This is a genomic window from Ralstonia sp. A12, assembly GCF_000801955.1.
Taxonomy (GTDB): Bacteria; Pseudomonadota; Gammaproteobacteria; order Burkholderiales; family Burkholderiaceae; genus Ralstonia.
This window is the reverse complement of the sequence record NZ_JSZO01000002.1, coordinates 262,369-288,238: the sequence shown is the minus strand read 5'-3', so window position 1 is coordinate 288,238 and position 25,870 is coordinate 262,369. Positions and strand designations below refer to the sequence as shown.

23 protein-coding genes are annotated in these 25,870 nt (G+C 64.6%); 7 read left to right on the top strand and 16 right to left on the bottom strand.

The window, feature by feature from the left end; translation table 11 throughout:
* Nucleotides 1–63: 63 nt before the first annotated feature.
* The 8 genes from pgaD to kbl form a co-directional block, all read right to left on the bottom strand.
* Entirely contained in the window at nucleotides 64–1,077 is a 1,014-nt protein-coding gene (gene pgaD, locus PI87_RS05675; protein ID WP_039596703.1) for a poly-beta-1,6-N-acetyl-D-glucosamine biosynthesis protein PgaD, read from the bottom strand.
* Complete coding sequence (gene pgaC, locus PI87_RS05670; protein WP_039596702.1) at nucleotides 1,074–2,354, bottom strand: poly-beta-1,6-N-acetyl-D-glucosamine synthase; 1,281 nt, start codon at nucleotides 2,352–2,354, stop codon at nucleotides 1,074–1,076. The genes pgaD and pgaC overlap by 4 nt, the downstream gene beginning before the upstream one ends.
* A gap of 1 nt (nucleotide 2,355) precedes the next feature.
* Nucleotides 2,356–4,566 carry a poly-beta-1,6-N-acetyl-D-glucosamine N-deacetylase PgaB gene (gene pgaB, locus PI87_RS05665; RefSeq protein ID WP_198139516.1) on the bottom strand — a complete coding sequence of 737 codons (2,211 nt, stop codon included), beginning with the start codon at nucleotides 4,564–4,566 and terminating at the stop codon, nucleotides 2,356–2,358.
* 5 nt (nucleotides 4,567–4,571) lie between these two features.
* A complete protein-coding gene (gene pgaA / locus PI87_RS05660; protein ID WP_039596700.1) occupies nucleotides 4,572–7,031 on the bottom strand; it encodes a poly-beta-1,6 N-acetyl-D-glucosamine export porin PgaA in 2,460 nt (819 codons plus the stop codon).
* An 89-nt stretch (nucleotides 7,032–7,120) separates the two neighbouring features.
* Nucleotides 7,121–8,050: a LuxR C-terminal-related transcriptional regulator gene (locus PI87_RS05655; protein ID WP_039596699.1), complete on the bottom strand. Its 930-nt coding sequence runs from the start codon at nucleotides 8,048–8,050 to the stop codon at nucleotides 7,121–7,123.
* 596 nt (nucleotides 8,051–8,646) lie between these two features.
* Nucleotides 8,647–8,940, bottom strand: coding sequence for a hypothetical protein (locus PI87_RS28010; protein WP_157003083.1), 294 nt, complete (start codon nucleotides 8,938–8,940; stop codon nucleotides 8,647–8,649).
* An 87-nt stretch (nucleotides 8,941–9,027) separates the two neighbouring features.
* Nucleotides 9,028–10,002 carry an NAD-dependent epimerase/dehydratase family protein gene (locus PI87_RS05645; protein ID WP_039596698.1) on the bottom strand — a complete coding sequence of 325 codons (975 nt, stop codon included), beginning with the start codon at nucleotides 10,000–10,002 and terminating at the stop codon, nucleotides 9,028–9,030.
* Entirely contained in the window at nucleotides 10,002–11,231 is a 1,230-nt protein-coding gene (gene kbl / locus PI87_RS05640) for a glycine C-acetyltransferase (RefSeq protein ID WP_039596697.1), read from the bottom strand. Before kbl ends, PI87_RS05645 begins: the two co-directional genes overlap by 1 nt.
* A gap of 87 nt (nucleotides 11,232–11,318) precedes the next feature.
* Here kbl and PI87_RS05635 point away from each other — a divergent pair, with 87 nt between their 5' ends.
* Nucleotides 11,319–11,927 (top strand): helix-turn-helix domain-containing protein, encoded by a 609-nt coding sequence (locus tag PI87_RS05635; protein ID WP_039596696.1) that lies wholly within the window; start codon nucleotides 11,319–11,321, stop codon nucleotides 11,925–11,927.
* A 180-nt stretch (nucleotides 11,928–12,107) separates the two neighbouring features.
* Here PI87_RS05635 and PI87_RS05630 read toward each other — a convergent pair whose 3' ends face one another.
* A complete protein-coding gene (locus tag PI87_RS05630) occupies nucleotides 12,108–13,505 on the bottom strand; it encodes a DUF1254 domain-containing protein (RefSeq protein ID WP_084209894.1) in 1,398 nt (465 codons plus the stop codon).
* Between the two features lie 173 nt (nucleotides 13,506–13,678).
* Between PI87_RS05630 and PI87_RS05625 the strand changes: the two genes are divergently transcribed.
* Nucleotides 13,679–14,239: a TetR/AcrR family transcriptional regulator gene (locus PI87_RS05625; protein ID WP_198139515.1), complete on the top strand. Its 561-nt coding sequence runs from the start codon at nucleotides 13,679–13,681 to the stop codon at nucleotides 14,237–14,239.
* A 173-nt stretch (nucleotides 14,240–14,412) separates the two neighbouring features.
* Here PI87_RS05625 and PI87_RS05620 read toward each other — a convergent pair whose 3' ends face one another.
* Nucleotides 14,413–15,768 (bottom strand): MATE family efflux transporter, encoded by a 1,356-nt coding sequence (locus PI87_RS05620; protein WP_039596695.1) that lies wholly within the window; start codon nucleotides 15,766–15,768, stop codon nucleotides 14,413–14,415.
* Nucleotides 15,769–16,130: 362 nt separating this feature from the next.
* Here PI87_RS05620 and PI87_RS05615 point away from each other — a divergent pair, with 362 nt between their 5' ends.
* Both PI87_RS05615 and PI87_RS29400 read left to right on the top strand, forming a co-directional pair.
* A complete protein-coding gene (locus PI87_RS05615) occupies nucleotides 16,131–17,777 on the top strand; it encodes an APC family permease (protein WP_039596694.1) in 1,647 nt (548 codons plus the stop codon).
* Nucleotides 17,778–17,913: 136 nt separating this feature from the next.
* Nucleotides 17,914–18,072, top strand: a complete 159-nt coding sequence (locus PI87_RS29400) for a hypothetical protein (protein WP_198139514.1) — start codon at nucleotides 17,914–17,916, stop codon at nucleotides 18,070–18,072.
* A gap of 65 nt (nucleotides 18,073–18,137) precedes the next feature.
* Here PI87_RS29400 and PI87_RS05610 read toward each other — a convergent pair whose 3' ends face one another.
* Nucleotides 18,138–19,478: an MFS transporter gene (locus tag PI87_RS05610; RefSeq protein WP_052321414.1), complete on the bottom strand. Its 1,341-nt coding sequence runs from the start codon at nucleotides 19,476–19,478 to the stop codon at nucleotides 18,138–18,140.
* A gap of 196 nt (nucleotides 19,479–19,674) precedes the next feature.
* Here PI87_RS05610 and PI87_RS05605 point away from each other — a divergent pair, with 196 nt between their 5' ends.
* Complete coding sequence (locus PI87_RS05605) at nucleotides 19,675–20,355, top strand: Crp/Fnr family transcriptional regulator (RefSeq protein ID WP_039596693.1); 681 nt, start codon at nucleotides 19,675–19,677, stop codon at nucleotides 20,353–20,355.
* 66 nt (nucleotides 20,356–20,421) lie between these two features.
* Here the strand turns inward: PI87_RS05605 and PI87_RS05600 are convergent, their stop codons facing one another.
* From PI87_RS05600 to PI87_RS05590, 3 genes are read right to left on the bottom strand one after another with little or no spacing between them, the layout of a single operon-like run.
* Entirely contained in the window at nucleotides 20,422–20,928 is a 507-nt protein-coding gene (locus PI87_RS05600; protein WP_039596692.1) for a 2,4'-dihydroxyacetophenone dioxygenase family protein, read from the bottom strand.
* A 17-nt stretch (nucleotides 20,929–20,945) separates the two neighbouring features.
* Complete coding sequence (locus tag PI87_RS05595; RefSeq protein WP_084209900.1) at nucleotides 20,946–21,785, bottom strand: SDR family NAD(P)-dependent oxidoreductase; 840 nt, start codon at nucleotides 21,783–21,785, stop codon at nucleotides 20,946–20,948.
* Nucleotides 21,786–21,804: 19 nt separating this feature from the next.
* Nucleotides 21,805–22,311, bottom strand: a complete 507-nt coding sequence (locus PI87_RS05590) for an ester cyclase (protein ID WP_039596691.1) — start codon at nucleotides 22,309–22,311, stop codon at nucleotides 21,805–21,807.
* Nucleotides 22,312–22,590: 279 nt separating this feature from the next.
* Here PI87_RS05590 and PI87_RS05585 point away from each other — a divergent pair, with 279 nt between their 5' ends.
* Nucleotides 22,591–23,427: a DUF4349 domain-containing protein gene (locus tag PI87_RS05585; RefSeq protein ID WP_198139513.1), complete on the top strand. Its 837-nt coding sequence runs from the start codon at nucleotides 22,591–22,593 to the stop codon at nucleotides 23,425–23,427.
* 109 nt (nucleotides 23,428–23,536) lie between these two features.
* Here PI87_RS05585 and PI87_RS05580 read toward each other — a convergent pair whose 3' ends face one another.
* Both PI87_RS05580 and PI87_RS05575 read right to left on the bottom strand, forming a co-directional pair.
* The gene (locus tag PI87_RS05580) at nucleotides 23,537–23,941 is read right to left on the bottom strand and encodes a nuclear transport factor 2 family protein (RefSeq protein WP_039596689.1); all 405 of its coding nucleotides are present in this window, start codon (nucleotides 23,939–23,941) and stop codon (nucleotides 23,537–23,539) included.
* A 15-nt stretch (nucleotides 23,942–23,956) separates the two neighbouring features.
* Nucleotides 23,957–24,763, bottom strand: a complete 807-nt coding sequence (locus tag PI87_RS05575; protein ID WP_039596688.1) for an SDR family NAD(P)-dependent oxidoreductase — start codon at nucleotides 24,761–24,763, stop codon at nucleotides 23,957–23,959.
* 136 nt (nucleotides 24,764–24,899) lie between these two features.
* Between PI87_RS05575 and PI87_RS05570 the strand changes: the two genes are divergently transcribed.
* The gene (locus PI87_RS05570) at nucleotides 24,900–25,847 is read left to right on the top strand and encodes a GlxA family transcriptional regulator (protein ID WP_039596687.1); all 948 of its coding nucleotides are present in this window, start codon (nucleotides 24,900–24,902) and stop codon (nucleotides 25,845–25,847) included.
* Nucleotides 25,848–25,870 lie beyond the last annotated feature (23 nt).

The following is a 25,870-nucleotide window of genomic DNA, read 5'->3' as shown; positions in this document are numbered from 1 at the left end:
GCCATAAAAAAAGGGCGCGCCTTCCAAGGAAAGGCGCGCCCTTGTCATTGCAGGTCCAGGCGATCAGTCTTCGTCTGCAACGATGTTGCCGCGACGCCCGAAGCCATGCAGCGGGTCGATACGCTCAACGCGCTCCATCGCTGCATACGGGTCTTCCAGCTGCGCGTGCGCGCCAAAGGCATGCAAGGTACGGCGACGCTCCGATGCACGGCCTGCCACTTGCGTTGCCGCGCGACCATGCACCACCGCACTCACGCCGCCATAGTGGCGTGCCATGCCCGGGCGCATCGCAAAGGATGCCGGTTCTGGCGGCTCCACCCAGTCGTTACGGCCCAGCCGGCCGCGATAACCGAAGCGGTGGAAGCCAGCCGCTTCAGCGGTGATGGCATCGGCGGCCTTCACCACCTCGCGCCGCTGCGGCGCCGGTGATGTCTGCGATGCAGGTTGTGCTTGCGGTGCCGCGTCGGCTGCGCGGGCCAACGACGGCTCGGCACGATCGGCACGGTCCACGACGATCACTTCGCCGGTCGAGAGCACCGGTTCTTCCGGGTCATATTCCGGGCTGCGTGTGAACGGCGTGGCTGGCGCGGCGGTACCGGCAGGTGCCGGGCGGCCGCTCCATTCCTGCCACGAGCGCACGTGGGTGATATCGCCGTCGTCGTCATGGTCGACCACCAGCAGGCGCGTGTTGCGCGGGCGCTGCCAGGCAGTCTGCTGGGCACGCAGTGCAGCGCGCGAAGCCGCTGCCGTGGGTGTCAGTGTTGGCGTCTTGGCGCGCGTCATCTTGCGGCGGATGGCGCGGTCTAGACGCGAGAGGATCAACCACACCACCAGCACCCCGCCCATGCCGGCGATGATGTTGCCGTACAGGCGCAGTTGCTCGAACGGCAGGCCGCTCGGCCCCACGCTGCTGATGGAATACCCCACATACAGCCCCAGCAGCGCCCAGATCGAGATCACAAGCACCGGCCGGAAGATACGGAACCACAGCACGTGATGCACCGTGCCAACAATCCCCTTGTCCGAGAACGACTGTCGGATCGAATTGCGCGAAACGTCAATGACAAGCATGGTCATGGCGAATTCCCCTGTTGTTGTACGCCCCGGTCAGGGCTGGTCCAGCGGGCGCGGGCGCGCGTGCGCTGGAAGGCGACGGCCGGAAAACCGACCACCGTGGTGATGAGGTTGAGAATCCAGAACGCCACCGGATACCAGACGGTATCGATGAAGTAGCGCAGGATGCCGTCGTCGTAGCGGCGGTCGATAAAGCAGCCGATCAGCAACTGCAGCACGCACGTGATGAACAGCAGCGTGCCGTGCCAGCGCGGAAAAGCTTCCATGCGCCACTCGGGCGGCATGTCGACAAAGAAGCCGAGCACCGACCACGTAATGACGAACAGCATGTTGTACGCCCACACGACCGACAGCGCGTACTCGAAGAAGATCGGCCACATCATCGATTGGCGAATCGACAGCATGGCCGGCGCGTACTTGATGAGCGCCTGGATGCCACCCTTGGCCCAGCGCAGGCGCTGCTTGTACAGGCCGCGGAAGGTCTCGGGCATCAGGATCCACGACAGCGCGCGCGGCTCGTAGCGGATGATCCAGCCGCCCACCTGCAGCTTCCAGCTGATGTCGATGTCTTCGGTGAGCATGTCGTCGCTCCAGTAGCCCACCTCTTCAATGGCGTGCTTGCGGAACATCACCACCACGCCGGACACCGTCAGCAGCCGACCATAGATCTGCTGCGTGCGCTTGATCAGCCCCACGATCGACGAGAACTCGCCCACCTGCATGCGCCCCAGCAGCGTGGAGCGCGTGCGGATGCGCGGGTTGCCCGTCACCGCCCCGATGGTCGGGTTCTCCAGCAGGTGGCGGATCATCCAGGCAATGGCGTCGACGTCGAGGATGGAGTCACCGTCGATGCACATCAGGTACTCGGCATCGGTCACCTGTGCAGCGGTGGTGAGGCCAATCGCCTTGCCCTGATTGGACGACTGATGGATCACCAGCAACTGCGGGTACTGCGCGGCCAGTTCGTTCAGGCGCTCGCCGGTGCGGTCGGAACTGCCGTCGTTGACGGCGATGATGTCGAAGTTCGGATATCGCATGCGTGCAAGGTGGCTGATCACCTCGCGCACGTTGGCCTCCTCGTTGTAGCAGGGCACGATGATCGACACCTTGGGGTAGCTCTTCACCCCCAGCAGCGCCAGCGGATGCTGCACGTTCTGCGTACCGCGTTCCAGCAGGAAGTAGTGCAGCAGCCCCCCGATCATCCAGAAATACGACATGAAGAACGGGTAGTAGAAGACAAACCCGGACACCCAGCGTTTAGCGATGAGAAGGTCAACCATGTCAGCCTCCCGCCTTGTTGTTGGCCGGTGCAGCGGCGCCCGCCGCGGCTTCGGTTGCGACCGGGCTCTTGGGCGCCGGCGCGGCATCCGCACGCGGTGGCTGCGTCTTCGGCAACGCGCCATCGATCTTCTCAGCGCTGGGTGGTGCCTTACGCGTTTCGATATAGCTCTTGAGCGACATCACATCGCGCAGCACCTCGGTGTCGGGCCGCCCGGCAATGAAGTCGTCCGGGTAGTAGCCGTAGTTGAGGGCACCGGCAGCACGCAGGTGGCTCATCTGGTCGCGCAGCTCGGCGGTCGGGATGGGCTTGTCCTTGTTGCGCCAGTCCACGGCCTGCAACTCGAAGATGGTCTTGCGCAAGCCATCCTTGTGCTTGGCCACGGCGGCTGTGAGCTTCTTCATCCAGTCCTTCGGGTCGCGGGCTTCTTCCATGTAGGGCATGGCCTCCAGCGCAACGTAGTCGTAGGCCTGCAGGAAGTCGTCGTAGTTCTGCGCCGTCCAGGTCTCGGCCTTCGGATCGAGCACAGGGCCCGCGAAGATGTTGCGCGCGGTCAGCATGTCGCGGCCGTTCTGGTAGCCCTGCACGGTGGAGGTCAGCTCGTGCGAGAAGGCGATCAGCGCAGCGGTCTTGCCGCGCGTCCACTTCTGCATCAGTTCCGGCGACTGGCGGATCTGGTTGATGTCACCCGGCAGACCCATGGCCTGGTAGGCCTTGAGCGCGGCTGGGCTGGCATCTTCGTAATCGTCGAGCACACCGTCGTCGTGGAAGAGAATGCCGTCGATGATCGAGTTCTTGGCCAGATCCTCATAGATGTCCTGGATCATCTTGCGCGCCTGCGGATCGAACGGCGACAAGCGCGGCGGCTTACCTGAACCTTGCGTGCCCGGCTTCTGCGGCGCGCCCGGCAGCGACTGCACGAGGTGCGTGGCGGCAGGGTTGTTGTCCGGCAGCTTGAACGACAGCATGGGCAGCCAGGCGTAAACCTCCACCCTTGCGCGCGTCTTCAACTGCCACGACACACGCGAGAAGAGGTCCGCACGCATTGGCATGTGGCGGTTCGGGAAGTACACGGAATCCACCGCGCCGTTGCCCTTCGGGTCCGCATAGGCCTGCAGGTAGACCACACGCGGCGCCAGATCCTTGATGCGGTCGATCAGCTTGCCGAGGTTGGCTTCCTGCTGCTTTGGGTCGGGGTCGTAGATGTAATCCATGTCGACCTGCACGACGCGCTGCACGGGGTTGATCTCACCATGGTGGGTGACCGGCTCGCGCAGCGAGCGCTCCAGGTTGCCGGTGCCCGTGTCGTAGCCCATCAGGCTGCGGCGGATGGCGGTGAGCGGCACGTCCGGCGTGTTCGGGCCCGGCTCCAGCGTGAGCATGTACTTCAAACCCACGTTGGCGGCTTCCTGGTCGAGCATCAGGTTGTGCGCGCCGTACGGCCACACTACGGTCTGCACCTTGGCGCCGATGTTCTTCTCGATGATGTCCTTGCTGCGCTGCAGGTCATCGCGCACACGCTTGCGGTATTCGTCGTCGTTCTCGTACCGGCCCAGCTTGGGCAGGTACTGGTGCGTGCCAGCGGCCGGCAGTTCGTTGCCCTGGGGATTGGCCAGAATGCCGTGGTGCATGTCATGCGTGTGGGTGCCGAATTCCGCCAGGCCCGAGGCCTGCATCTCACGAATCTGCTGCCAGTTCATGAAGAAATCGCGGTCGACGATCTGCTTGTCCGACAGCTTGATCTTGGCGCCCTGGGGCGCGTTGGTCCACTCCGTCACCAGCCCGAACACTGCCGGGAATCTGAACTGCTTGAGCAACGGGAAGACCTTCGAGTAGTGGCTCTCGTAGCCATCATCAAACGTCAGCAGGATCGGGCGCTTGGGCAGCGGCTTGCCACCGCGACGCGCTTCATCAATCTGCGCCAGCGTGACCGGGTGATAGCCGTTGGACTGCAGCCAGCTGAACATATTGGTGAGCGCCTTGGTGTCGATGGCAAACGCATCGGGCAGCGTCTCGAAGCTGGCGCGCAGGTTGTCGCGAATGTCATGGAAACACAGCACGCGGAAAGTCTTGCCGTCGTCCGGATCGGGCTTGGGCAAAAAATCCACCTGCAGGGCAGCGGCCGGACGGACGGCGGCGACCAGCGTCATCGCCGCAATCAAGACCATCCAGCCGAAGAATCGTCGCAATGACGTATGTCGGAGTGCTTGCATGGGCATCAAAGAGGAATGTTGAGGTTCAGGTACAGGAACTTGCGGTTCTCGGGCTGGCCGTCGTAGCGATGGCGCCCGTAACCGATCCCGTACGAAACCTGCGTCTTGCGGTTGATCTGCCAGACGTGCTCAAGCCGCGCCTCATACATCGGGCTGTTGCCGAACGACTGCTGGTTGTACATACCGCCGGTCAGGTAGACGCGCTGCGTGAACGACTTGTCGGCGTAGCGCCAGGGTGTCCATGACCAGATGGCGGTAGCGGTGCCGCTGTAGTCGCGTGATGGGCTGAAGTAGTTCAGGCCCGTCATGGTGTTGGTGCTGGTGTCGGCACCCAGCAGCACGCCTACCGTGTTGCGCGGCGAGGTGAACACCTGCTGGTAGAAGTTCGCCGCCACGTGCTTGCGGAAGTTGTCGTCGGAATAGCGCGACATGCCGTACGTCAACGATGCATAGCGCGTTTCATCCCACGTGTAGCGTACGTTGCCCGACACCGTCTTGCCGGTCACGCCCACCTGGTAGGCCTTGTAGGGCACCTCCAGGTCATCGGTGGTGACCAGGCCAGACACCTTCCAGTGGTCGCTCGGCATCCAGGTCGCGTCGAGCGTGCCGCCGGTCTTGCCGGCCGCGCCCACCGATTGGTGCACCTCACCGTTCACCTCGACGCCGGTGTCGAACCACTGCAGGCCCGCGCCGTTGCGTACGCGGCTTTGCGATGTGCCATCAAACTGCGCACGCCCCGCAAAGTTGTCGAAGAACAGCCGATAGTGGTCAGAGAACGGGCCGCTATAGACCTTGGTGTTGACGCCGTACTCGTTGTTGGCGAACACCGAATTGCCCTTGTCGGCCGTCGACTGAATGATCAGCTGCGGGCTCTGGTAGACATCCAGATCCTTGTTCAGTGCATGGATGGAGCCGTTCTCAGGAAAGCGATCGGCCAGCCCGTTGGCGACATCCTTGGCGGTCTTGAGGTCATCCACCGCAAGCGATGCACGCCCGTAGCCCGACACCACGCTCAGATCATCCGGGTGTTCGGCCAGCGCGGTCTTGTACATCTCGCGCGAGCGGTACGGCTCGGCCTGCACCATGGCACCGTCGGCACGCGCACTCACCAGCGAGGCGGAGAACGGCGCTTCATGCCGCCACTTGTCCATCTCGGCAATCCCTTGGTGCGTGCGGCCCGTCAGCACTAGGTACTGCGCCTCCAGGCGCTTCACACGCGAGTAGTCCGGGTTGGGCGTACCGGCTTCCGGCGCCAGGCGCACGTACTCCGGGTTGTCGGCTTTCATCTTGTCGAGCAGCGCACGGGCGTCTTCAAAGCGGCCGGTGTCCAGCATCGCGTAGAACAGGCCTTCCTGTACGTCGCCGGTTTCGATCTCGCCAGGGCCGGCGTCCTTCAATGCCTGCGCGTAGGCAGCTGCAGCCTTGTCGGGCGTATCGAGAAATGCGTAGGCATCCCCCGCCGCCACGCGCGTGTAGGCCGGCACCTTGCCCGACTGCGACATCTCTTCGTAGCGCTTGACGGCATCCTTCATGCGCCCGCGTGACGCCAGTGCAACGACCTCGTCGGCGACGATCTCCTGACGGAACTCGGCGTTCTCCTTCGTATCGGGCACCTTCTTGATCAGCGCCTCGATCTCGGCAACGGCCTGGTCGATGATGACGAAGCGCTCAGGCCCCTGGATCGACTTCAACTGCTGACGCCCCCAGCGGATACGCTGTGCGGCAGCAGCATGATCAACGTGCCAGGACTCGGCTTCCGTGAACCAGTCCGGGTGCTCGCGCAGATGTTCCTGCGCCAGCGTCGCTGCGCCTTCGCGCGCCTCGCGTTGGACTTCGTCATGGAATGCCTGACGCTCGGTCGGCATCGGGCCAGCCGGCGCGTTCTCCGGCGGGTTGCCGGTGGTGGTACCAGTCTCGGCAGCCTTGGCAGCCTCGGGCGAGACCTGCAGCGGTTCCAGCGTACCCGGGCCTTGAGCACTCGGCCCCGTGGGCACGGCCGGTGCAGGCTGCGCGGCGTCAGGCGAAGGCACGCCCGGCGGCAGGATCACCGTGGGCGACGGCGGCGGCGCGGGCGGGGCCGCAGGTGCTGCCATGTCAGCGCCAGGCACAGGTGACGGTGCTTGCTGCGCAGGCGCTGCCGGCATCGCGGACGTGGCATCGGCTGGGGCGGGTTGCTGTGCTTGTGCCACCAGCATGGCGTTGGCGGGCGAAGCGGGCAGACCGCTCGATGCGGTCGGCGCGGCAGCCGCTGTGGCGCTGCCGTTCAGTTCCGCAAGCTCAGCAGCAATCAGATTGTGTGTGGCGGTGTTCGAGGCCTCGCTGGTGGTGGCCGCAGCCTGCGCAACCATCGGCGCCGTGCCGACCACGACGACTGTGGCAGCGGCAATTGCGCACCTGCGCGGGTGCCAGGCCGGCGCCGCGCCTGCGCACGGCTGGCTCAAGAGAGTTGGCTCGTAGGGGTTCATGTTGTTTTGGTGTCCGGTAGGCGGCGCGCACGTGCAGTCCGTGCGTCAACCGCGTGATGTGGGGATCGGACCCTGGGGACCAGAGCGTGTCAGCCCAGGCGGGCCATGCCGTTGGCAGTGCGCACGGGCGTGCGCGGTGGTTTGGCAGGTGCCACGCCGCCAAAGGCGCGGGTCATGGCGGCCCAGCGTGATTCAGCACCGTGATCCGGCACGGCAACACGAGGGGCCGTCATCACGGCATCAGCAGCGGCGGCAGGCAGCGAAGCGCGCGATGGGGCGGCCGCGGTCTGCACGAACACGGGCTCGCTCTCCTGCACGGGGGCAGCGGTTTCAGCAGACGCCATGGCGCTCCCTTGCAGTTCAAGCGGAATGCCCAGGCGCATGGCGGCGTACACAGCCTCGCTCTTGTTGCGCACGTTCAAGCGGCGGTACAGCGTGCACGCGTGCGTCTTGACGGTGGCTTCTGAAATGCCGAGCAGGCGGCCAACCCCCTTGACCGAGTGCCCGCGTGACAGCAGCACCAGCACCTCGTACTGGCGCAGCGATACGTTCAGCCGCTGCGCGGCTTCCGATGCATCGAGCGCGAGCATGGTCACGGCCGTAGCGGCTGTAGTAACCCTCGGCGGCATCAGCGCCGGATACGACTGGCCACCCGCCAGTACCAGTTGCAGCGTGGCCAGCAGCACTTCGGGCGGTTGAGATTTGGCAGCATAGGCATCCACCCCGCACGTCATGGCAACGTGCGCCTCTTCCGCCGACTGGCGGGCGGCCAGCAGCACAACGCGGCTGGCCTCGCTGCAGGCGATGGCCTCGCGCAGTTGAGCGGTGTCGACGGGTGCATCGGTCTCGTCCAGGCCGATCACAAGCAGGTCGGCGGGCGTATCAACGGCATGCACGTCGCCCGGCTCGCCAACAGGCGGAACGGGAGCGACGACTTCCAGGCCCAGGGTGGGATGCGCGAGCAATTGCGCAAGTCCGGCTCGCAGCAACGGATGATTCTCCAGCAGGACTGCTTTCATGGTTTCCTCGTTTTCTGGTGAAGCGATTCCGGTCGAGCGCGTACCGAGCCTGCCTCAGCAGGCATGCGCGTAGTCGACCGTTGAAACCCCGGGACCGTCCGAGAGGCGCCCTGCCACCAGCGCGTGCAAGAGAGCCGGCAGTGGAGAAGCGAAGTGCGAATGCCGTTGGTACTGATCCGGATCCGCTTATAGGAAGAACGTTGGTTGCGTGTGGTGTCAGATGAAGCGCCAAATGAGGCGCCACGCACCTTGTGCACGCAGAGTGACCGCACGACATTGAGCAAGCATCGGGCCAGAACCGTGCAATGCAACATCTGCTTACACTCTCGGCACAAAACCGACCGGTCGGAAGGCGATCGAGACCCACTGTGGCAAAGGCTCGTGGGCCCGCGGCGTCGTTTGCTGCACCGCCGCGTGCGCACCCCGTTTCTGTAACCAGACGGTTACGACTTCAGGACGAGTGGCGAATGCACGCTCGTGCGGTCGGTCGACAACTGAACGTTTTTACAACCTGTTTTAAAACTTACCGAGCAAGCGAGGCCGGCGCCACGCGGCATGTGTTGCCGGCAGCGCGGAAGTGAGGGATGCGTGGCCGTTCAGGGCTTACGGCGCATGACGAAGAGGAAGAGGCTATCGATGGCGCCCATCATGAAGATGAGGCCCGCAGCCGCGTGGAGCATCCACGCGCCGTCTGAAAACGGCAGCGAGATCGCAGTGTGCGGAATGGCACCCACCACCGCGGCCGCCACCGACATGCGCACCACCGGCACCCACCATGTGCGCTGCGCCGGCGGTGGATCGTCACGATGATGCTTCGCCCGATCGGGCGAAGCGGAACGCTCATCGGGCGTCGGACAGGGCATGCGGCGGGGGCAGGAAGTGGCGGGCATGCTGCATTGTTGGACACAACTTGCCCGACTGATACTGGGAGCAGCCCTGCACATCCACCCCATTTCTGCCGACTAGCGGGCGTGTGCTCAATGCGCCAGATGCGCGAGATTCTTCAGCATGTCGGCGGTCATTTCCGCGACACCGTACTCGGGCTTCCAGCCCCAGTCGCGTTGCGCCACCGAATCGTCAATCGAGTTGGGCCAGCTCGCCGCAATCGCCTGACGGAAATCCGGCGCGTACGCCACCTCAAACGCGGGGCGGTGCTGGCGAATCTCCGTCGCCAGTTCTGCCGGCGTAAAGCTCACGCCCGCCAGGTTGTAGCTGCCGCGCTCGGTAATGCGCTCGGCTGGCGCCTCCATCAGCTCGATGGTCGCGCGCACGGCGTCGGGCATGTACATCATGGGCAGCGCTTCGTCGCTCTCCAGGAAGCACGTGTAGCGCTCGCCCTTCACGGCGGAGTGGAAGATGTCGATGGCGTAATCGGTCGTGCCGCCGCCCGGTGCGGTCTTGTACGAGATCAGCCCCGGATAGCGCAGGCTGCGCACGTCGATGCCGTGGTGCTCGAAGTACCAGCGGCACCAGCCCTCGCCCGCCAGCTTGGAGATGCCATAGACGGTCTTGGGCTCCATGATCGTGCTCTGCGGCGTGTTGTCGGCAGGCGTGGTCGGGCCGAAGGCGGCAATCGAACTGGGCCAGAAGATGCGCTCGATGTTGTGCTGGCGCGCAGCCTCCAGCACGTTCAACAAGCCATTCATGTTGAGCTGCCAGCCCCACGTGGGCGACTGCTCGGCCGCCGCGGACAGCGCCGCCGCCAGGTGGTAGATCTGCGTGATGCCGTGGCGCTCGATGATCTCGCGCAACTGGCCGCGGTCAGTCACATCCAGCATTTCATGGCGGATCTGCGGATGGCGGCCCTTGGGCACCATGTCGCTGGTCACCACATTGCCGGTGCCGTAACGCTCAGCCAGCGCTGCGGCCAGCTCCGTCCCCAACTGCCCGTTGGCGCCGATGATGAGGATGCGCGGCGCGTCGCTGGTGCCTGTGCTCGTGCTGCTGCTCATCAGATGATCCCCAGTTCCTTGCCGGCGGTTTCAAACGCCTTGAGTGCCGCATCGAGCTGCGCGCGCTCATGCACTGCGCTGATCTGCACGCGAATGCGCGCCTGCCCCTTGGGCACCACCGGGTAGAAGAAGCCAATCACATACACACCCAGTTCGAGCAGACGTTTGGACAGCGCCTGCGCCTTGGGCGCGTCGTACACCATGATCGGTACGATGGGGTGGTCGCCCGGCTTGATGTCGAAGCCCAACTCGACGATCTTGCGGCGGAAGTACTGCGCGCTGTCTTCCAGCTTGTCGCGCAGCGAGGTGTCGGCTTCCAGCAGATCCAGCACCTTGATCGATGCCCCAACGATGGACGGCGCCACCGTGTTCGAGAACAGATACGGCCGCGAGCGCTGGCGCAGCAAGGCCACCACTTCCTTGCGCGCGCTGGTGAAGCCACCCGACGCACCGCCCAGGCCCTTGCCCAGCGTGCCGGTGATGATGTCGATCTTGCCGAACACGCCGCGGTGCTCATGCGAGCCGCGCCCGCGCTTGCCGAGGAAACCCGTGGCATGGCATTCGTCAATGCCCAGCAGCGCGCCAAACTCATCGCAGATGGCACGAATCTCATCCAACCGCGCGATGGTGCCGTCCATCGAGAACACGCCGTCGGTAAAGACCAGCTTGAAGCGCGCGCCCGCCGCATCGGCGGCTTTCAGTTGCTCGCGCAGGTCGTCCAGATCGTTGTGCTTGTAGCGATAACGCTTGGCCTTGCACAGGCGGATGCCATCGATGATGGACGCGTGGTTCAGCTCATCGCTGATCACCGCATCGTCCGGCCCGAACAGGGTCTCGAACAACCCGCCGTTGGCATCGAACGCCGAGCCGTAGAGGATCGTGTCTTCCGTGCCGAGAAACGTCGCCAGCCGCGCTTCCAGCGTCTTGTGCAGATCCTGCGTGCCGCAGATGAAGCGCACGGAGCTGAGGCCAAAGCCGTGCGAATCCAGTGCCTCGTGCGCGGCCTTCAGCACCTCGGGGTGCGACGACAAACCCAGGTAGTTGTTGGCGCAGAGATTGATGACCTCCTTGCCGTCAGCCGTGCGGATCACGCTGCCCTGCGGCGAGGTGATGATGCGCTCGGTCTTGTACAGACCGGCCGCTTCGATGGCTTCCAGTTCGTGGCGAATGGCCGCGTAGAAGGCATCGATCGAAGCGCTGCCGGAAGCATTGGCTGCCGTTGTCCCCATGGTGCTCCTCCTGTAGACTGCGTTGATCGATAAATCGAACAAGTTCGATATATTGAATAATTCGTTCAATTTACAAGATACCATCCGATGGCACAAGCCCCTGCCACCCGTCCGTTCGATGAAGGGCTCGCCGAAGGCCCGCCGGCCGTTGGCGCCAAGCTGCAAGTGCTGCGTCAGGCACGCAAGCTGTCGCTGGACGAACTCTCGCGCCGCGCCGGCGTGTCCAAGTCGATGCTCTCGCAGGTCGAGCGCAACCTCGCCAACCCAACCGTTGCCGTGCTGTGGCGCTTGGCGACAGCGCTGGGCGTGGGGCTGGCGGATTTCCTCTCACCCGAGGGCGCGGCAGATGCGGCGCCGTCTGTGACGGTCATCCCGGCTCACTCCATCCCAGTCATCAAAAGCCCGGATGGCAAGTGCGAATTGAAGATTCTTGGGCCGGTGGACTTGGCGGCGCGCTTTGAATGGTATGAGCTGGCAATCCAGCCAGGTGGTGTGCTGGCATCCGAGCCGCACGAGCTGGGCTCGAAGGAGCACATTTCTGTGCTGAGCGGCACGGTGACGGTGCAGTCAGGCCCGAGCGAGAAGAAGGTGCGTCACGGAGAATCGGCGCGCTATCCGGGGGACGTGCAGCACGCGATTTCGAATGCGGGGAAGACGGTGGCGACGGCGTTGCTGGTGGTGGAGTACGCGCAGTAAGTCCCGCTGACCAGAGACCCCGGATCTGCCACTCTGGCTCACTACCGCATTGAGAACGCTGGGCATTTGGCTGCACCGGCATAAGCAGTCACATTCACAAGCCCGCGCACTTCGCAACGACACACACTCCACCACCGGCATTCGCACTGAACACTGGTGGTGGCTCAAGAGGCCGCGCGCTCAGTCCAGCCGCTCGACAGCTGGCACGCGCACGCGACCATCACGCAATTCGGCCTTGGGTTCATAAGCGCGCAGCACCAGGGCGAAATCACCGGCCGGGGTCGGCAGCCAGTTGGCGCGCTGGGCCGGATCAGCCGGGGCATCACGCTGGATCACGATATCAATCGCGCCATCCGGGCTGGTCTTGAGGCCCGCCGTGCGATCACCGATGGCGTAGCGTCCGATCGGGTTGGGCGTGAAGAACAGTTTACCGTCCGACTCCACCTCGTACATCGACAGCGACCAGAACGCGTTGACCGGCAGCGCGCCTGCCGGCAAGTGCAGGCGATACCGATGTGCGCCCGAGAACCGCTGCTTCTGCTGATCGGCAAAGCTGATCGGATACATGGCCTCGACCGTCTTGAGCGCGAGCAACCCGCCCAGGGCGACTTGCGCGCGGTATGCATAGTCGGTGCCGAAATCGCCAAGGTTGTCCTTTGAGTACGACCAACCGTCGCTCTTGGGCCCGGCACCAGACAGCCCGCCCTTGAGCGAAGCCAGCATGGCCGGCAATTGCTGCGCCCACAGTGTCTTGATTTCCGGCGACAGCGCATCCCAGCGGCAGGCTGCCCCGCAGATGCCGACCGACGCTAGGCGCTGAATCAGTGCGTCTTCATAGCGCGGTGCGGGGTTGCGGGCCAGCATCAGGTTGGCCATGTCGACGAAGGCCTGCGGGCTTTGTTCGAGCGGCGGCGTGGCCTGCCACAGAGGCGGCATCTTGCCGTTGCCCAGCGGCTGCACCTTGAACTGGTCCTGCAGGGCAATCACGGCGGGCATGTCGGCATCGCCATTTACCAGAATGCGCGCCAGCACAAGCACGTCGTTGGCCGGCGCGCGGATCACCTGAGCATTGGGCGGCAGTGGCTGCGTCGTGTCCGGCCCCACCACGATAAAGGTGCCGCCACGCGTGCCGTTGGCGCGCCGGCCGAGGATCTCGAAATTGTTCGTCGCCATGTCGAGGAAGGCGAGCGAATAGTAGCGGCTGGCCATGTCCGGCACCGACAATGCCACCGGCCCTTGCCGCAGGTCCAGCCACAGCGTGGAATACGCCGTATCGCTGTTGGGCGTGGTCACCCAACGGTCATCCGGGCCGGACAGCTTGTGCTGGTGCAGCCATGTGTTCAGCTGCGAACGACCGGGCTTGGCGTCCACACCCAACAGGCCAGCGCGCAAACGCCCCATTGCGACCAGTGGAAAGGCGTAATCGAATGCTTGGTGAAGCGTGACCTGCTGCGAAGGCGCGGCCCCCGTCTGAATCCAGTCCTGCGCGTCTGCGGCTGCGAGATTCGCGCATAGGCACGCGGCAATGGCGGCAAGCAATCGAGGGGTCAACGCCGGGCGTCGCTGGCTGGACAACATGGGGGCTCCTCCTGATATACGGCATGGGTGTGGCGCCCATAATATGAGCCTTGCTCACATCCTGCCACTCGCGTTCCATGGCCCCGCAAGCGAAGACGAAACCCGAGACAGATCAACCACTTACGCGACGCGCGCCACGTCAGACGCGCTCACGCGAGAAGGTTGAACTCATCTTGGAGGCGACGCTGCAGATCCTCGACCAGGAAGGGCTGACCGCCCTGACAACCAACCGTATTGCCGAGGTGGCCGGCATCAGCATCGGGACGCTCTACCAGTACTTCGTCAACAAGCAGCAGGTACTGGATGAATTGGCGCTGCGTGAAAGTGATCGCCTGACGACCGAACTGCTGGCAGTCCTGACCAAGCCGACCAGGCAGACACCGGACCAGCGACTCCGGCAGGTCATCCGCGCCTTGCTCGGTGCGTTTGGCGGGCGGCATCGGGTACGCCGCATCGTGCTCGAACAAGCCATCGCCCGCGGAGGCAACCCGCTGGTCACGCCAGGGCATGTGTCGACGTTCCTGAGTTCGGCCGGCATCCGCGACGTTGATGGGCGACTCGTGACGCTCTCCCCCATCCAGGCATTCGTACTCACCCGCTCGGTCATGGGTGCCATCGGCAGCGCGCTGTCGTACGACGAGCAATGGCTTGCCAGCACGGCTTTCGAAGACAGCCTGTTCACATTGGTGAGCGGCTTCCTGCGCGAGTGCGCCAACAAGGCGGCGGTGCCTTGAGCATGAAGGCCCCTACCGCGCGGTCGGTACGGTAACCAGAGGCGCCAACCAATGCCCTGGCGTTTGTTTGATGGCAAAAGACAAAGACCCCGCGCGCCGCGCCGCGCCGCCAGCCGCAGCGGCAATCCAGTTGCCGTCTTTTTATGCAACGCGCTTGCGGTTCCCGACGAGTCTCAGGCCACCCGCACTTGCGCCACTCGCCACACGCGCGGCAGCAGCGCACCAAGCATCAACCCGCGCAGCGCCATGAAGCCCAGCATCGACAACCACAGCCCATGGTTGCCCCACAGCGGTTGCAGTGTGACGGACAGCCCCAAGAACGCAGCCGCCGCCACGGCCATCGTCACCAGCAGTTCTCGCGTGCGCGTGGCGCCGATGAACACGCCGTCAAACTGGAAGCCCCATACCGACACGATCGGCAGCAGCGCCGCCCACACCAGGTAATGGCGCGCGGCTTCACGCACGGCCGGCTGATCGGTCAGCACGCCGATGATGGCCGCGCCCGCCAGCGCATACACCGCCGCAAACAGCCCAGCGCCCAGCGCGGACCAGAGTGTTGATACGCGGATCGCCATGCGCAGTGCGTGACGATCACGCCCGCCCAGTCCGGCACCCACCAGGGCTTCGGCGGCATGCGCAAAGCCGTCCAGCCCGTAGGCCATGAAGGTCAGGAAGTTGAGCAGCAGCGCATTGGCGGCCAGCACCACGTCGCCCTGCTTTGCACCCGCGTGGGCAAACCAGCCGAAGGCAGCCAGCAGGCAAAGCGTGCGCAAGAAGATGTCGGTGTTCAGGCCCATCAGGCGGCGCCAGGCATCGCGCGCAAGCAGTTCAGCACGCGTGAGCGACGGCAAACCGAGCGGCCGTTGCAGCCACAGGAGCAGCATGCCCAGCACGAAGCCCGCAATATCCGCCAAGGCCGTGGCCGCGCCAATGCCGCCTACCCCCAGGCCGGCACCCAGCACCAGGCCTAGCACCGCCACCATGTTCACCGTGTTGATCAACACCTGCAGCAGCAGCGCACGCCGCACCTGCTGGCGCCCGAGCAAGGTGCCGAGCACCACATAGTTGGCCAGCGCAAACGGCGCTGACCAAATACGCGCATGGCAATACACCTCGGCCATGCGTGTCACGGATTCGCTCGCACCCAGCAGTGCCAGCGTGATGTGGATGGCCGGCCCCTGCAGCACCAGCAACGCCGCCCCGATGGCAAGCGCCAGCAGCAGTGCCCGCACGACGCTCGCGCGCAGCGCGCGCGCATCGCCCGCGCCGTGCGCCTGCGACACCAGCCCCGTGGTGCCCATGCGCAGGAAGCCGAAGCCCCAGAACACGAAGTTGAAGAACACCCCGCCCAGCGCCACCCCGCCGATGTATTCCGGCCCCGGCAAGTGCCCCGCCACGGCCGTATCGACCGCCGACAGGATCGGCTGCGTGAGGTTGGCCAGCACGATCGGAAACGCCAGCGTCAGTACGCGACGGTGCCACTGCGCAGGTGTCGCAGGTGCAACCGATGTGACGGATGAGGACTCCATGGGGTAAAAAAACTGGGAGAAACGGTGAAAAAGAGGTGCAACCGCCAACGATTTCGCTATGATTGCGCCCCATTGCGAGCTCCGGCAATCGGGCGATAAGTGCGGCACCCTGCACAACGTCGCCGATGACTATACGCGAATCCCCCCGGAAGGCAGGCACCGCGCCCCGCCTTTCATCGCGACCGGACAGGTGCGGTTGATGCTACGCGTCAACCCGTGCACGCATGTTCCGCGCTGGTGACACCCACCATGCGGGACGGTGGGCGATGCTGAAACGGCGTCGCCTCGGTAGAACTAAGCGGACTGGTAAGCAAAACCGCGATACCCCTGTCGAGCCATCGACTCGCCGGGTGGAGACTCCCTTGGAAAAAAACGTACAACGCAACCTCGGCGCCTGGCCCCTGATGTTGACCGGCCTGGGCTCGATCATCGGTTCGGGCTGGCTGTTCGGTGCGGGTCATGCCGCACAGGTGGCAGGCCCTGCCGCCATCTTCACCTGGGTCATCGGCGCAATCGTTATCCTGGCCATCGCCCTGACGTATGCGGAACTGGGCGCGATGTTCCCGGAGTCCGGCGGCATGGTGCGCTACGCGCGCTATTCGCACGGCTCGCTGGTGGGCTTCGTGGCCGCGTGGGCCAACTGGATCGCCATCGTCACCGTCATCCCGATCGAGGCCGAGGCCTCCATCCAATACATGAGCAGCTGGCCGTGGCCGTGGGCGCAGGGGCTGTTCCAGCATGGCGAGCTGACGCCGGTAGGGCTGGTGCTCTCCGCGGTGCTGGTCGTCGTGTACTTCCTGCTGAACTACTGGGGCGTGAAGGTGTTTGCGAAGGCCAACAACGCCATCACCATCTTCAAGTTCATCATTCCGGCGGCGACGGCCGTGGCGCTCATCGGTGCGGGCTTCCACCCGAGCAACTTCGGCATGACCGAAGGCGTGAATGGAGCCGCACAGGGCTTCGCGCCGTACGGCTGGTCTGCGGTGCTGACCGCCATTGCCACCAGCGGCATCGTGTTCGCCTTCAACGGTTTCCAGAGCCCGATCAACCTGGCCGGTGAAGCGCGCAACCCTGGGCGTAACGTGCCCATCGCGGTGATCGGCTCGATCCTGCTGGCGGCGGTGATTTACGTGGCGCTGCAGATTGCCTTCCTGGGCGCGGTGCCGCCGGAATCGCTCGTCAATGGCTGGCACGGCATCGATTTCCATTCGCCGTTTGCCCAACTGGCGATTGCGCTCAACTTGAACTGGCTGGCCATCGTGCTGTACATCGACGCGTTCGTCAGCCCCTCGGGCACCGGCAGCACGTACATGGCCACCACCACGCGCATGATCTACGCGATGGAGCGCAACAACACCATGCCGGCCATCTTCGGCCGCGTGCATCCGGTGTTTGGCGTGTCGCGTCCGGCCATGTGGTTCAACCTGGGCGTGTCGTTCATCTTCCTGTTCTTCTTCCGTGGCTGGGGTGCGCTGGCGGCCGTCATTTCGGTGGCGACCGTCATTTCGTACCTGACGGGGCCGATCAGCGTGATGTCGTTGCGCAAGACCTCGCCGGGGCTGCATCGCCCGCTGCGCCTGGCAGGCCTGTCGCTGGTGGCGCCGTTCGCGTTCGTGTGCGCGTCGCTGATCCTGTACTGGGCCAAGTGGCCGCTCACCGGCGAGATCATCGTGCTGATGCTCGTGGCCCTGCCCGTGTACTTCTACTACCAGGCCAAGGCTGGCTGGCCCGACTTCAAAACCGAGCTCAAGGGCGCGTGGTGGATGATCGCCTACCTGCCCACGATTGCCGCGCTGTCGTACTGCGGCAGCAAGGAGTTCGGTGGCCACGGCTACATTCCGTACGGCTGGGACATGGGCATCGTGGCGGCCATCTCGCTGTGCTTCTACCACTGGGGTGTGGCCAGCGGCTGGCACACGCGCTATCTGGACGAAGTGGATGCCGTGCATGAGGACGCTGAAAGCGCCTCCGGCAAGCGCGCGCCGCGCGGGGTACCGCAAGGCGCCTGACCACTGGCTTGATGCATGACAAAACGCCCGGTTCTGCCGGGCGTTCTGCATTTGCGGCGCAGCATTGCCGTATTTGTTCTGGCCCTCAGGCGAACTAAACTTCATGGGATGACTCCCGCCACTCCGGAGAGACCCCATGAAACGCGTGATGAAGAGTTTCCTGCTCGCCGCTGCCCTGCTGACCGTGGTTGGCGGCACCGTTGGCACCTTTGCGGTCCTCTCCGCATCGTCGGCGCACGCTGAGCCGTGCGGCGGCCGTGGGTATCCGGAGGGTAAGGGCAGCAGCCAGCCCTGATCCGAGAATGCAACACCCCAAAAAAAGTGGTGGCCAATCCGCACCACTGATCCGTGCCTCGTCATCTAGCGTGCTTCAGCGAGTTTCGGTTCACCCGCAAACGCGCGTGCCCGCCGGAAGAACGCCACAAAAATCACCGCCGCCATCACCAGCGCACCGCTGAGCAGAAGCAGGCTCAGCGTGAACCCGCCGGTGGCCGCCTTGATGATGCCCACCGCCACCGGCGCGACCATCCCCGCACTGCCGCCAATCGTGCTGATGATGGCGATGCCGGCTGCGGCGCTCCTGCCGGCAAGGAGGCTTCCCGGCATCGCCCACAGCACCGTGAACGCACTGGAGATGCCGGCAGACGCCAGCGCAAGACACAGCAGGGCCCCGCCGACGTTGGCCGGGAACGCGCTGGTGGCCACCAGCCCCGCCGCCCCCACCAAGGCGGCGATACCGAAGTGCCAGCACCGCTCGCCGGTGCGGTCCGAGTGTCGTCCGACCACGATGGAAGCCACCACGCCGCAGACGGCAGGCAGTGTTGAAGCCAAGCCGACCTGCATGACGGTGAGCCCCATCCCCTTCAACATCGTGGGGCTCCAGAACGCGAGCGCATAGACGCCCAGGATCACGAGAAACGAAACGAAGCCGAGCACCCAGATGCGCGTATCGCGCAGCGCATCGACCAACCCACCCGCGTGGCTGCCGGGCTGCTGCACACCGCTCTCCTGCAACAGCACCTGCAGCCGCCCGCGCTCGGTGGTATTCAGCCAAGGGGCATCGGCCGGCCGGTTGGGCAACGTGCGGAAGGCGACGATACCCAGCAGAACGCAGGGCAGCCCTTCCAGCAGGAACAACCACTGCCAGCCGTGCAACTGCCCAACGCCGTTCAGGTAGGTCATGATCGCGCCCGCCGCCGGTCCGGCAACGATCGGTGCCAAACCGTAGGCCATGAAGAAGAAGGCCGTGGCCTGCGCGAGACGCCGCTTCGGAAACCAGAGCGTCAGGTAGTAGAGCACCCCAGGTGCGAAGCCGGCTTCGAACACGCCGATCAGGAAACGCAGCACATAGAACTGTGTCGGCGTGGTCACGAACACCATGGCCGCACATGCGAGCCCCCACAGGCTCATGATGCGCAGCAGGGTCGCGCGTACGCCGATGCGGGCGAGCAGCATGTTGCTCGGGACTTCAAAAACCGCATACCCGAGAAAGAAAATGCTCGCCCCGATCCCGAACACGGTGTCGCCAAAGGCAAGTTGCTCGCGCAATTGCAATTGCGCAAACCCGACATTGGTCCGGTCCAGGTAGTTGAAGAGGTAGCAGACACACAGCAACGGCAGCAGGCGCCAGCTGATTTTCCGGAACAGGGCGTCGTCCACCATGGGGGGACGGGTACTGCTGGCATCGTGCGTTGCGGTCATCGTCGGGGCTCGCTGGTACGCCCTTGGGGGGCGGATTCGACATGGGCCGGCACATGGTGACGTCAGCACAGTGGCAAGACTGTCGCCGATTGGCACTCTCCGATGAGGACTAACCCTGTCTGGAACGATCGCGAGAATCCCTGTGAAATACCGGGCAGGAACCCATTCTTGTGCTGGCTCCCACGGCACACGCCCCATGCAAGAAGACCCCACCGGCGCATCCGAACCTGCGGCCCCGGCACTGTCCGCCGAGCTTGACGCCTTGCTGCGCGCTCACTCCCGAGAACGACGCCTGGCCAAGGGCGACGTGCTCTTTACCTACGGATCCGCACCGGATGCGCTGTTCTACCTGCAGCGCGGCCGGATCCGCGTCAGCACGACGGCGGCCAGCGGGCGCGAGGCGATGCTGGGCATCGTCGAGGCAGGCCAGTGGTTTGGCGAGGTGTCGCTGCTGATGGATGCACCGCGCGTGTATGACACCCGCGCCGTGGTCGACTGCGAACTGCGGGTCGTGCCGGCCGCCACGTTCCACGCGCTCGTCGACGAACAGCCGAAGTTCCTGCGTGAGTTCGTCCGTCTGATCGGCCACCGTTATCGCTGGGCGCTGGAGTGGATCGACGCAACGGTTCTGCTGCCATTCCCGACGCGGCTGGCGCGCCGTCTGCTGGATGCGCAGCAACTGCATGCCCACGCGGTACCCAGCGAGGCGGACGCGGCGCTGCGCCTGTCGCAGGAAGAACTGAGCCAGATGCTCGGTGTCTCGCGGCAGAGCGTGAATCGCCAGCTCAAGCATTGGGAGGGCCAGGGCATCCTGAGCCTCGACTACGGATGCGTGACGCTGCTCGACAAGGCGGCATTGCGCCAGCTCGCCAACTGAAGCGCTGCATCGGATACGAGGCAAGGCCATCGGACAACGGCCTTGCCTGGCATCTGACGCTGCGGCTTACAACGTCGAGAACTCGGCCCCGCCCTTGGGCCGGATGTACTTGGGCATGGGGATGACACCCATCTTCACCGCGCCGAGCACGGCCGCTTCAATGGCGCCGGCATCCATGATGCTGTGGTACTCGCCGTTCACGAAATTGATGTTGGCGCCGTACACCACCATCACACCCTCCGCCGCCTCCTTGGCATCGGCGGGCACCGAGAAGGTATGCATGGAGCCGCCCGGCTCGAAGAGATAGCTGCCCGCGGTCTGCGGGTCGTGCGGATACTCGACGTAGTTCCATTGCCCTTTGGTTGTGTAGAAGTGAACGGTGCCGGTGTGGAAGTGCGTCGGCAGGACAGTGCCGGGTTCAAACTTGCCGTACAGCACCCACACGCCGTTCTCGCGATCGAGAAACAACGGCGTGATCGTCACGCCGGGCATTTCGGTCGGCAGGCCGCCCACTTCGTTAACGTTGACCGTGAGCAGACGGTCCTGGTGTGTCGTGACTTCAGGGTGAGCCATTGCAATCTCCCATGGGTTTATAGGCCGGTGATACCGGCATCCACCGCCAGCGTCTGGGCGGTGATGTAGACGCTCTCGTCGGATAGAAAGAAGAGGAGCGCGTAAGCGACTTCCCACGCGGTGGCATGCCGGCCGAACGGGCCCGCAACGGTGCCGCGCTCCGGACGGCCCGCGGTGGTCAGGCGCCCCAGCGGGGTATCGATCAGCCCAGGCATGACCGTGTTCACGCGGATACCGCGTCGCGTGCCCTCCATCGCCACGTGCCGGGCAAGCCCCTCCAGCCCAGCCTTGGATGCGTCGTACGGAACCAGCTGCGAACCCGCACGCCGGGCGGCAACGGACGACACGAAGAGGATCGAGGCACCGTCCTCCATGCGCTCAAGACCGTGGCGGCAGCACAGCATCGGGCCGCGCAGGTTGGTGTTGAGCACGCGGTCCCATTCGTCGAGCGTGAAGCCGTGCAGCCCTGTCGTGCACGTGATGCCGACGTTGAGCACCATGCCATCGAGGCCGCCCGGGCCACCCAGACCCGTCGCCGCCGCATCGATCATGCGGCGTACGTCGTCTTCGCGGGTGATGTCGGCCTGAATCGCAACCGCGCGACCGCCCTCCTGCGTAATCCGGTGAACTGTCTTGCGTGCGCTGGCAAGGTCGTAGTCAGCCACCGCGACGTGTGCGCCTTCGCGGGCGGCGAGGATGGAGACCGCCCTGCCGTTGCCGATCGGGTCGGTGGCCGCATCAAAGACGCGCTGTCCGCCGCCCACCACCAGAACGCGCCGCCCTGCCAGCCGGCCTCTGCCGGGCGCCTCGCCAAGCGAAGCCGCGCTGGGCGCTCGTATGTATGCGTTGGATTCCATGGCCATCTGCCCGTGCGGATCAAGCCGTGGGCGCAGGCTGTGCATCGGCCTGGCCGAGCATGCCGGACAGCACCTGGAGCTTGGCCGGCTCAGGCAACCCGCCAAGCAACTGGCGCATCATCGTCAGGCTGTCGAAGTAGATCCGCTCGCAGATCAGGGTCTCGCCGTCAAAGAGGAACAGCGCGATCATGCGGCAGCGGAAGCTGTTGCCGGTGGGCGGCAACCCACGGAGTACGCCACGGTGCGTACCCAGCAGCCAGAATTCAACGATGACGGCGTCTTCCGTGTGGCGCAGCTGGATGATCTCGCTGCGCTGGTCAGGAAAGGCCTTTCGGCTCTGTGTGTAGTACGCGCGTACGCCGTCGTTGCCGTCGTAGATGTCGCCGTTGGGAATGATCTCGTAGTGCGGATGCGGGAACGTTGCCAGCACGGCGTCAAAGTCCTGCTTGATCTCGTCGGCAAAGTGATCCAGCACGAGGCGTTCGCGGTGCGCGCGAAGCGCTGCGCTGATCGATACGGTGTCCATCGTCGTCTCCAGTCCTGTCGGCATCGTCGGGGCGCCCGTGGCCGCCATCGGAAGCGGCCGCGGACCAGCGCATTATCAAAAGCCGCCCGCGCGCAGACTGTCGTGGATTGGCGATCTTGCCCTGGGACTAACCCGAAGCTAAGGAAACGACCGGCAACCCACCCGCAACGTTAGGGAACGTGAACATAGGAACCGCCTCCCTACGCTAGACTGCGCTCCACAGCGCATCTCCAACGTTCAAGACACCTCCATCAAGATCAACGCATGCGGTCCTCATCTATGAAACGGCTTCTCTTTGTTGTTGTGTCGGTGCTTGCCCTTGGCGCGTGCGGCAAAAAAGAAGAAGCACCCAACGCGGCAGGTGCCATCGGCCAGGCTGCCATGGCGCCCGCGCCAGAAGCCAGCGCCAAGCAGGCCGAGGGCGCCGAGCGCCGCTTTCTCGCCTACGAGCATCGCGTCTCATTGGAAGTCGATGCCCCGCAGATGGAGCGCCTGTACCGCGAGCTGCAAGACGCTTGCGTGAACGAGGCCACCTGGCACTGCACGGTCATGGACGCGAGCATCCAACTCGAACGCGACCAGCGCGGCGGCACGGCCCACCTGAACCTGCGCGCCAGCTCCGAGGGCGTGCGCGCCATGCGCAAGCGTCTGGCCGACAGCGGTGGCGTAGTCAGCCAGGGCACCCACGTGGATGACCTGGGCCAGCCGATTGCCGAAGTCGGCAAGCGCCTGGACATGCTCAAGAACTACCGCGCCAGCCTGCTCGACCTGCAGCGCAAGGCGACCAAGGTGGAAGACCTGATCCTGATCGCAGAAAAGCTGTCGGAAACGCAATCTGAGTTGGAAGCGGCCACGGGCCAGAGCGCGCACCTGATGGACCGCGTGAACCGCGAGGTGCTGTCGATCGACCTGAGCACCCGCCAGACCGCTGCGCGCAGCTTGTGGGCGCCCATCGGCAACGCCTTGCATGAGTTCATGCCGTCACTGGTGCATGCCAGCGCGAGCGTGATCTCGGCAGTGGCCTACCTGCTGCCATGGGTGATCGTGCTGTCGATCGTGGGCGTGCTGATTGCACGCGTGCGGCGCAAGTGGCGGCAGCGAAAGACAGCCGACTAACGGGTCACCGAGTCATGCACAAAGCGCTCGCCAGAAACAGCGAGCGCTTTTTCTTTGGACTCGGGCTGCCCCAACTGACGGCGGAGGCTCGTGCGCCCGCTCCCCTCGACTAACGTTCCTCCGCAAACGTGCTGCCAAACATCGGATGGCCGCCGGCAGATTCGCTGCGCGTTGCCTCGTCCTGCAGCACGTCCCAATGCTCGACGAGTTTTCCGTCTTCGATCCGCAGGATGTCCATGGCGATCATGGCGGCGGGCGTTGCTGAACTCGTGTATCGACTGTGCACCCAGACAAAGTCGTCTTTGGCGATGACCATGTCGTATTCAAAGCGGATGTCGCCCATCGAGCGGACCAGGCTGAACAGTCCATCGCGTCCGGCAGGCACATGCCGGCTGTGCTGGACGTAGGCCTCAGACCAGAACAGCGCTGCCTTCGCGTAGTCCTTCTGGTTGAACAGCGTGTCCAGCGCATTGAGAACGAACGCGGTGTTCTTCTCTTCCAGTGTTGTCGTCATGGCATGCACTCCGATTCATCGCACCACCGCATAGCGCGGCGCCGGGGTGTTCATCGACAGGTGCGGCGACATCGTCCGCCGCGCGGCCTCGTAGGCTTCCCACTCCTCGCCGGCATGCAGTGAGGGGATCGTCACAAGCTCGCGACGATCGAAGCCCGTCAATGCGGCGTCGACCATGTCGGTGGCCGACATGACAATCTCCTTGGGCAGGTGCTCAAGCGGGAGACCTCCGCTCTGCCAGAAGTCGGTGGCCGTAGCGCCGGGCAGCACGGCTTGCACCTGCACGCCCTTGTCGGCGAGCTCGTGATGCAGCGATTGGCTGAAAGCGAGCACAAACGCCTTGCTGCCGCCGTAGACACCGTTGAGCGTTTCCGGGGTGATGGCAACGATGGACGAGATGTTGATGACTGCGCCCTTACCACGTGCAACAAAGCCGGGGATGGCGGCATACGTCAGCCGGGTGAGCGCGGTGACGTTCAGATCAATCATGCGTGCCATCGCGTCAACATCACTCTCCAGCAGCGGTGTATGCGTACCCACGCCCGCGTTGTTGACCAGCAGTGTGATGCTGGCGTCCTGTTTCAACTTGGCCTCGACGCTGGCAAGTGCCTTGCGGTCACCCAGGTCTGCGTCGACGATCTCAACGCTGCGGTGCGTCTCGTTTGTGATGCGGTCGGTCAGGGAGAGCAGGCGGTCGCGATTGCGCGCAACCAGGATCAGGTCGTAGCCGCGTCGCGCCAAGCGGTCGGCATAGACTGCGCCGATACCCGACGATGCGCCGGTGATCAGCGCCGTACCTTGATGTTGATGTGATTCCGTCATGATGTCGCTCCTGTTCGTGGGGAGGGGTTGTCAATGAATGCGTGAGTGCATTCTGGTTCCAACGCACCGCGACGTGAATGACGTAGATGGGTATGATTCAGGACATGGCTCAACGGGAAACGTAAGGAGAACGGACATGCACCGGATCGGCTTCCTCATCAGCGATGGCTTCCAGATCATGGCGCTCGCCGCACAGTCCGTGTTCGAGTACGCGAACATGGGCATGGGCGAGCCGTTCTATGTGATGGACAACTTCTCCGTCACCGGCGGCGAGGTGCGCTCGTCGCTCGGGCTGGCGGTGGGCACGCGGTCCTTGCGCGGGCGGATTGATGTCGACACCTGGATCGTCGCCGGGGTCAACGACCCGCTCAGCTCCCCAGCGCCCGACAAGATTCTTGCGTACCTGCGCAGGGCGAGCCATCGCGCAAGGCGCATCGCCGGGGTCTGCACCGGCGCGTTCGTGCTGGCAGAGGCGGGCCTGCTGGCACAGCGGCGCGCCACGACCCATTGGGCGTACGGGCGTGAAATGCAGCGGCGGTTTCCGGAAACCCGCGTGGAGGAAGACCGGATCTACATCGTCGATGGGCCGATCTGGACGTCCGCCGGCATGACGGCCGGCCTGGACCTGGCGCTTGCCATGGTGGAAAAGGATCTGGGCGCGGAGGCCGCCCGTTCGGTCGCGCACAAGCTGGTGATGCATCAGCGCCGGGCGGGTGGCCAATCGCAGCATTCCGAAATGCTGGACCTCGCGCCCAAGTCAGACCGCATCCAGGATGCGTTGAACTATGCGCGTCAGAACCTAGGCGGTTCACTGACAGTGGAGGCGCTGGCGGACGCTGTTCACTTGAGCCCGCGCCAGTTCAGCCGGGTGTTCACGCTTGAGACGGGGCAGTCTCCAGCCAAAGCCATTGAGAAACTCCGGCTGGAGGCCGCGCGCCTGATGATCGAACAGAGCCGGCATCCGCTTGAGGTCATCGCTCGGGAGACCGGCTTTCGTGACCGCAGGCATATGCGCGAGGCGTTCATGCGCGGGTTCGGCCTTCCACCCCAGGCAGTCCGGCGCGACGCGCGCCTGGATGGGTAGAGCGCCTGCCCGAACAGCTTGCG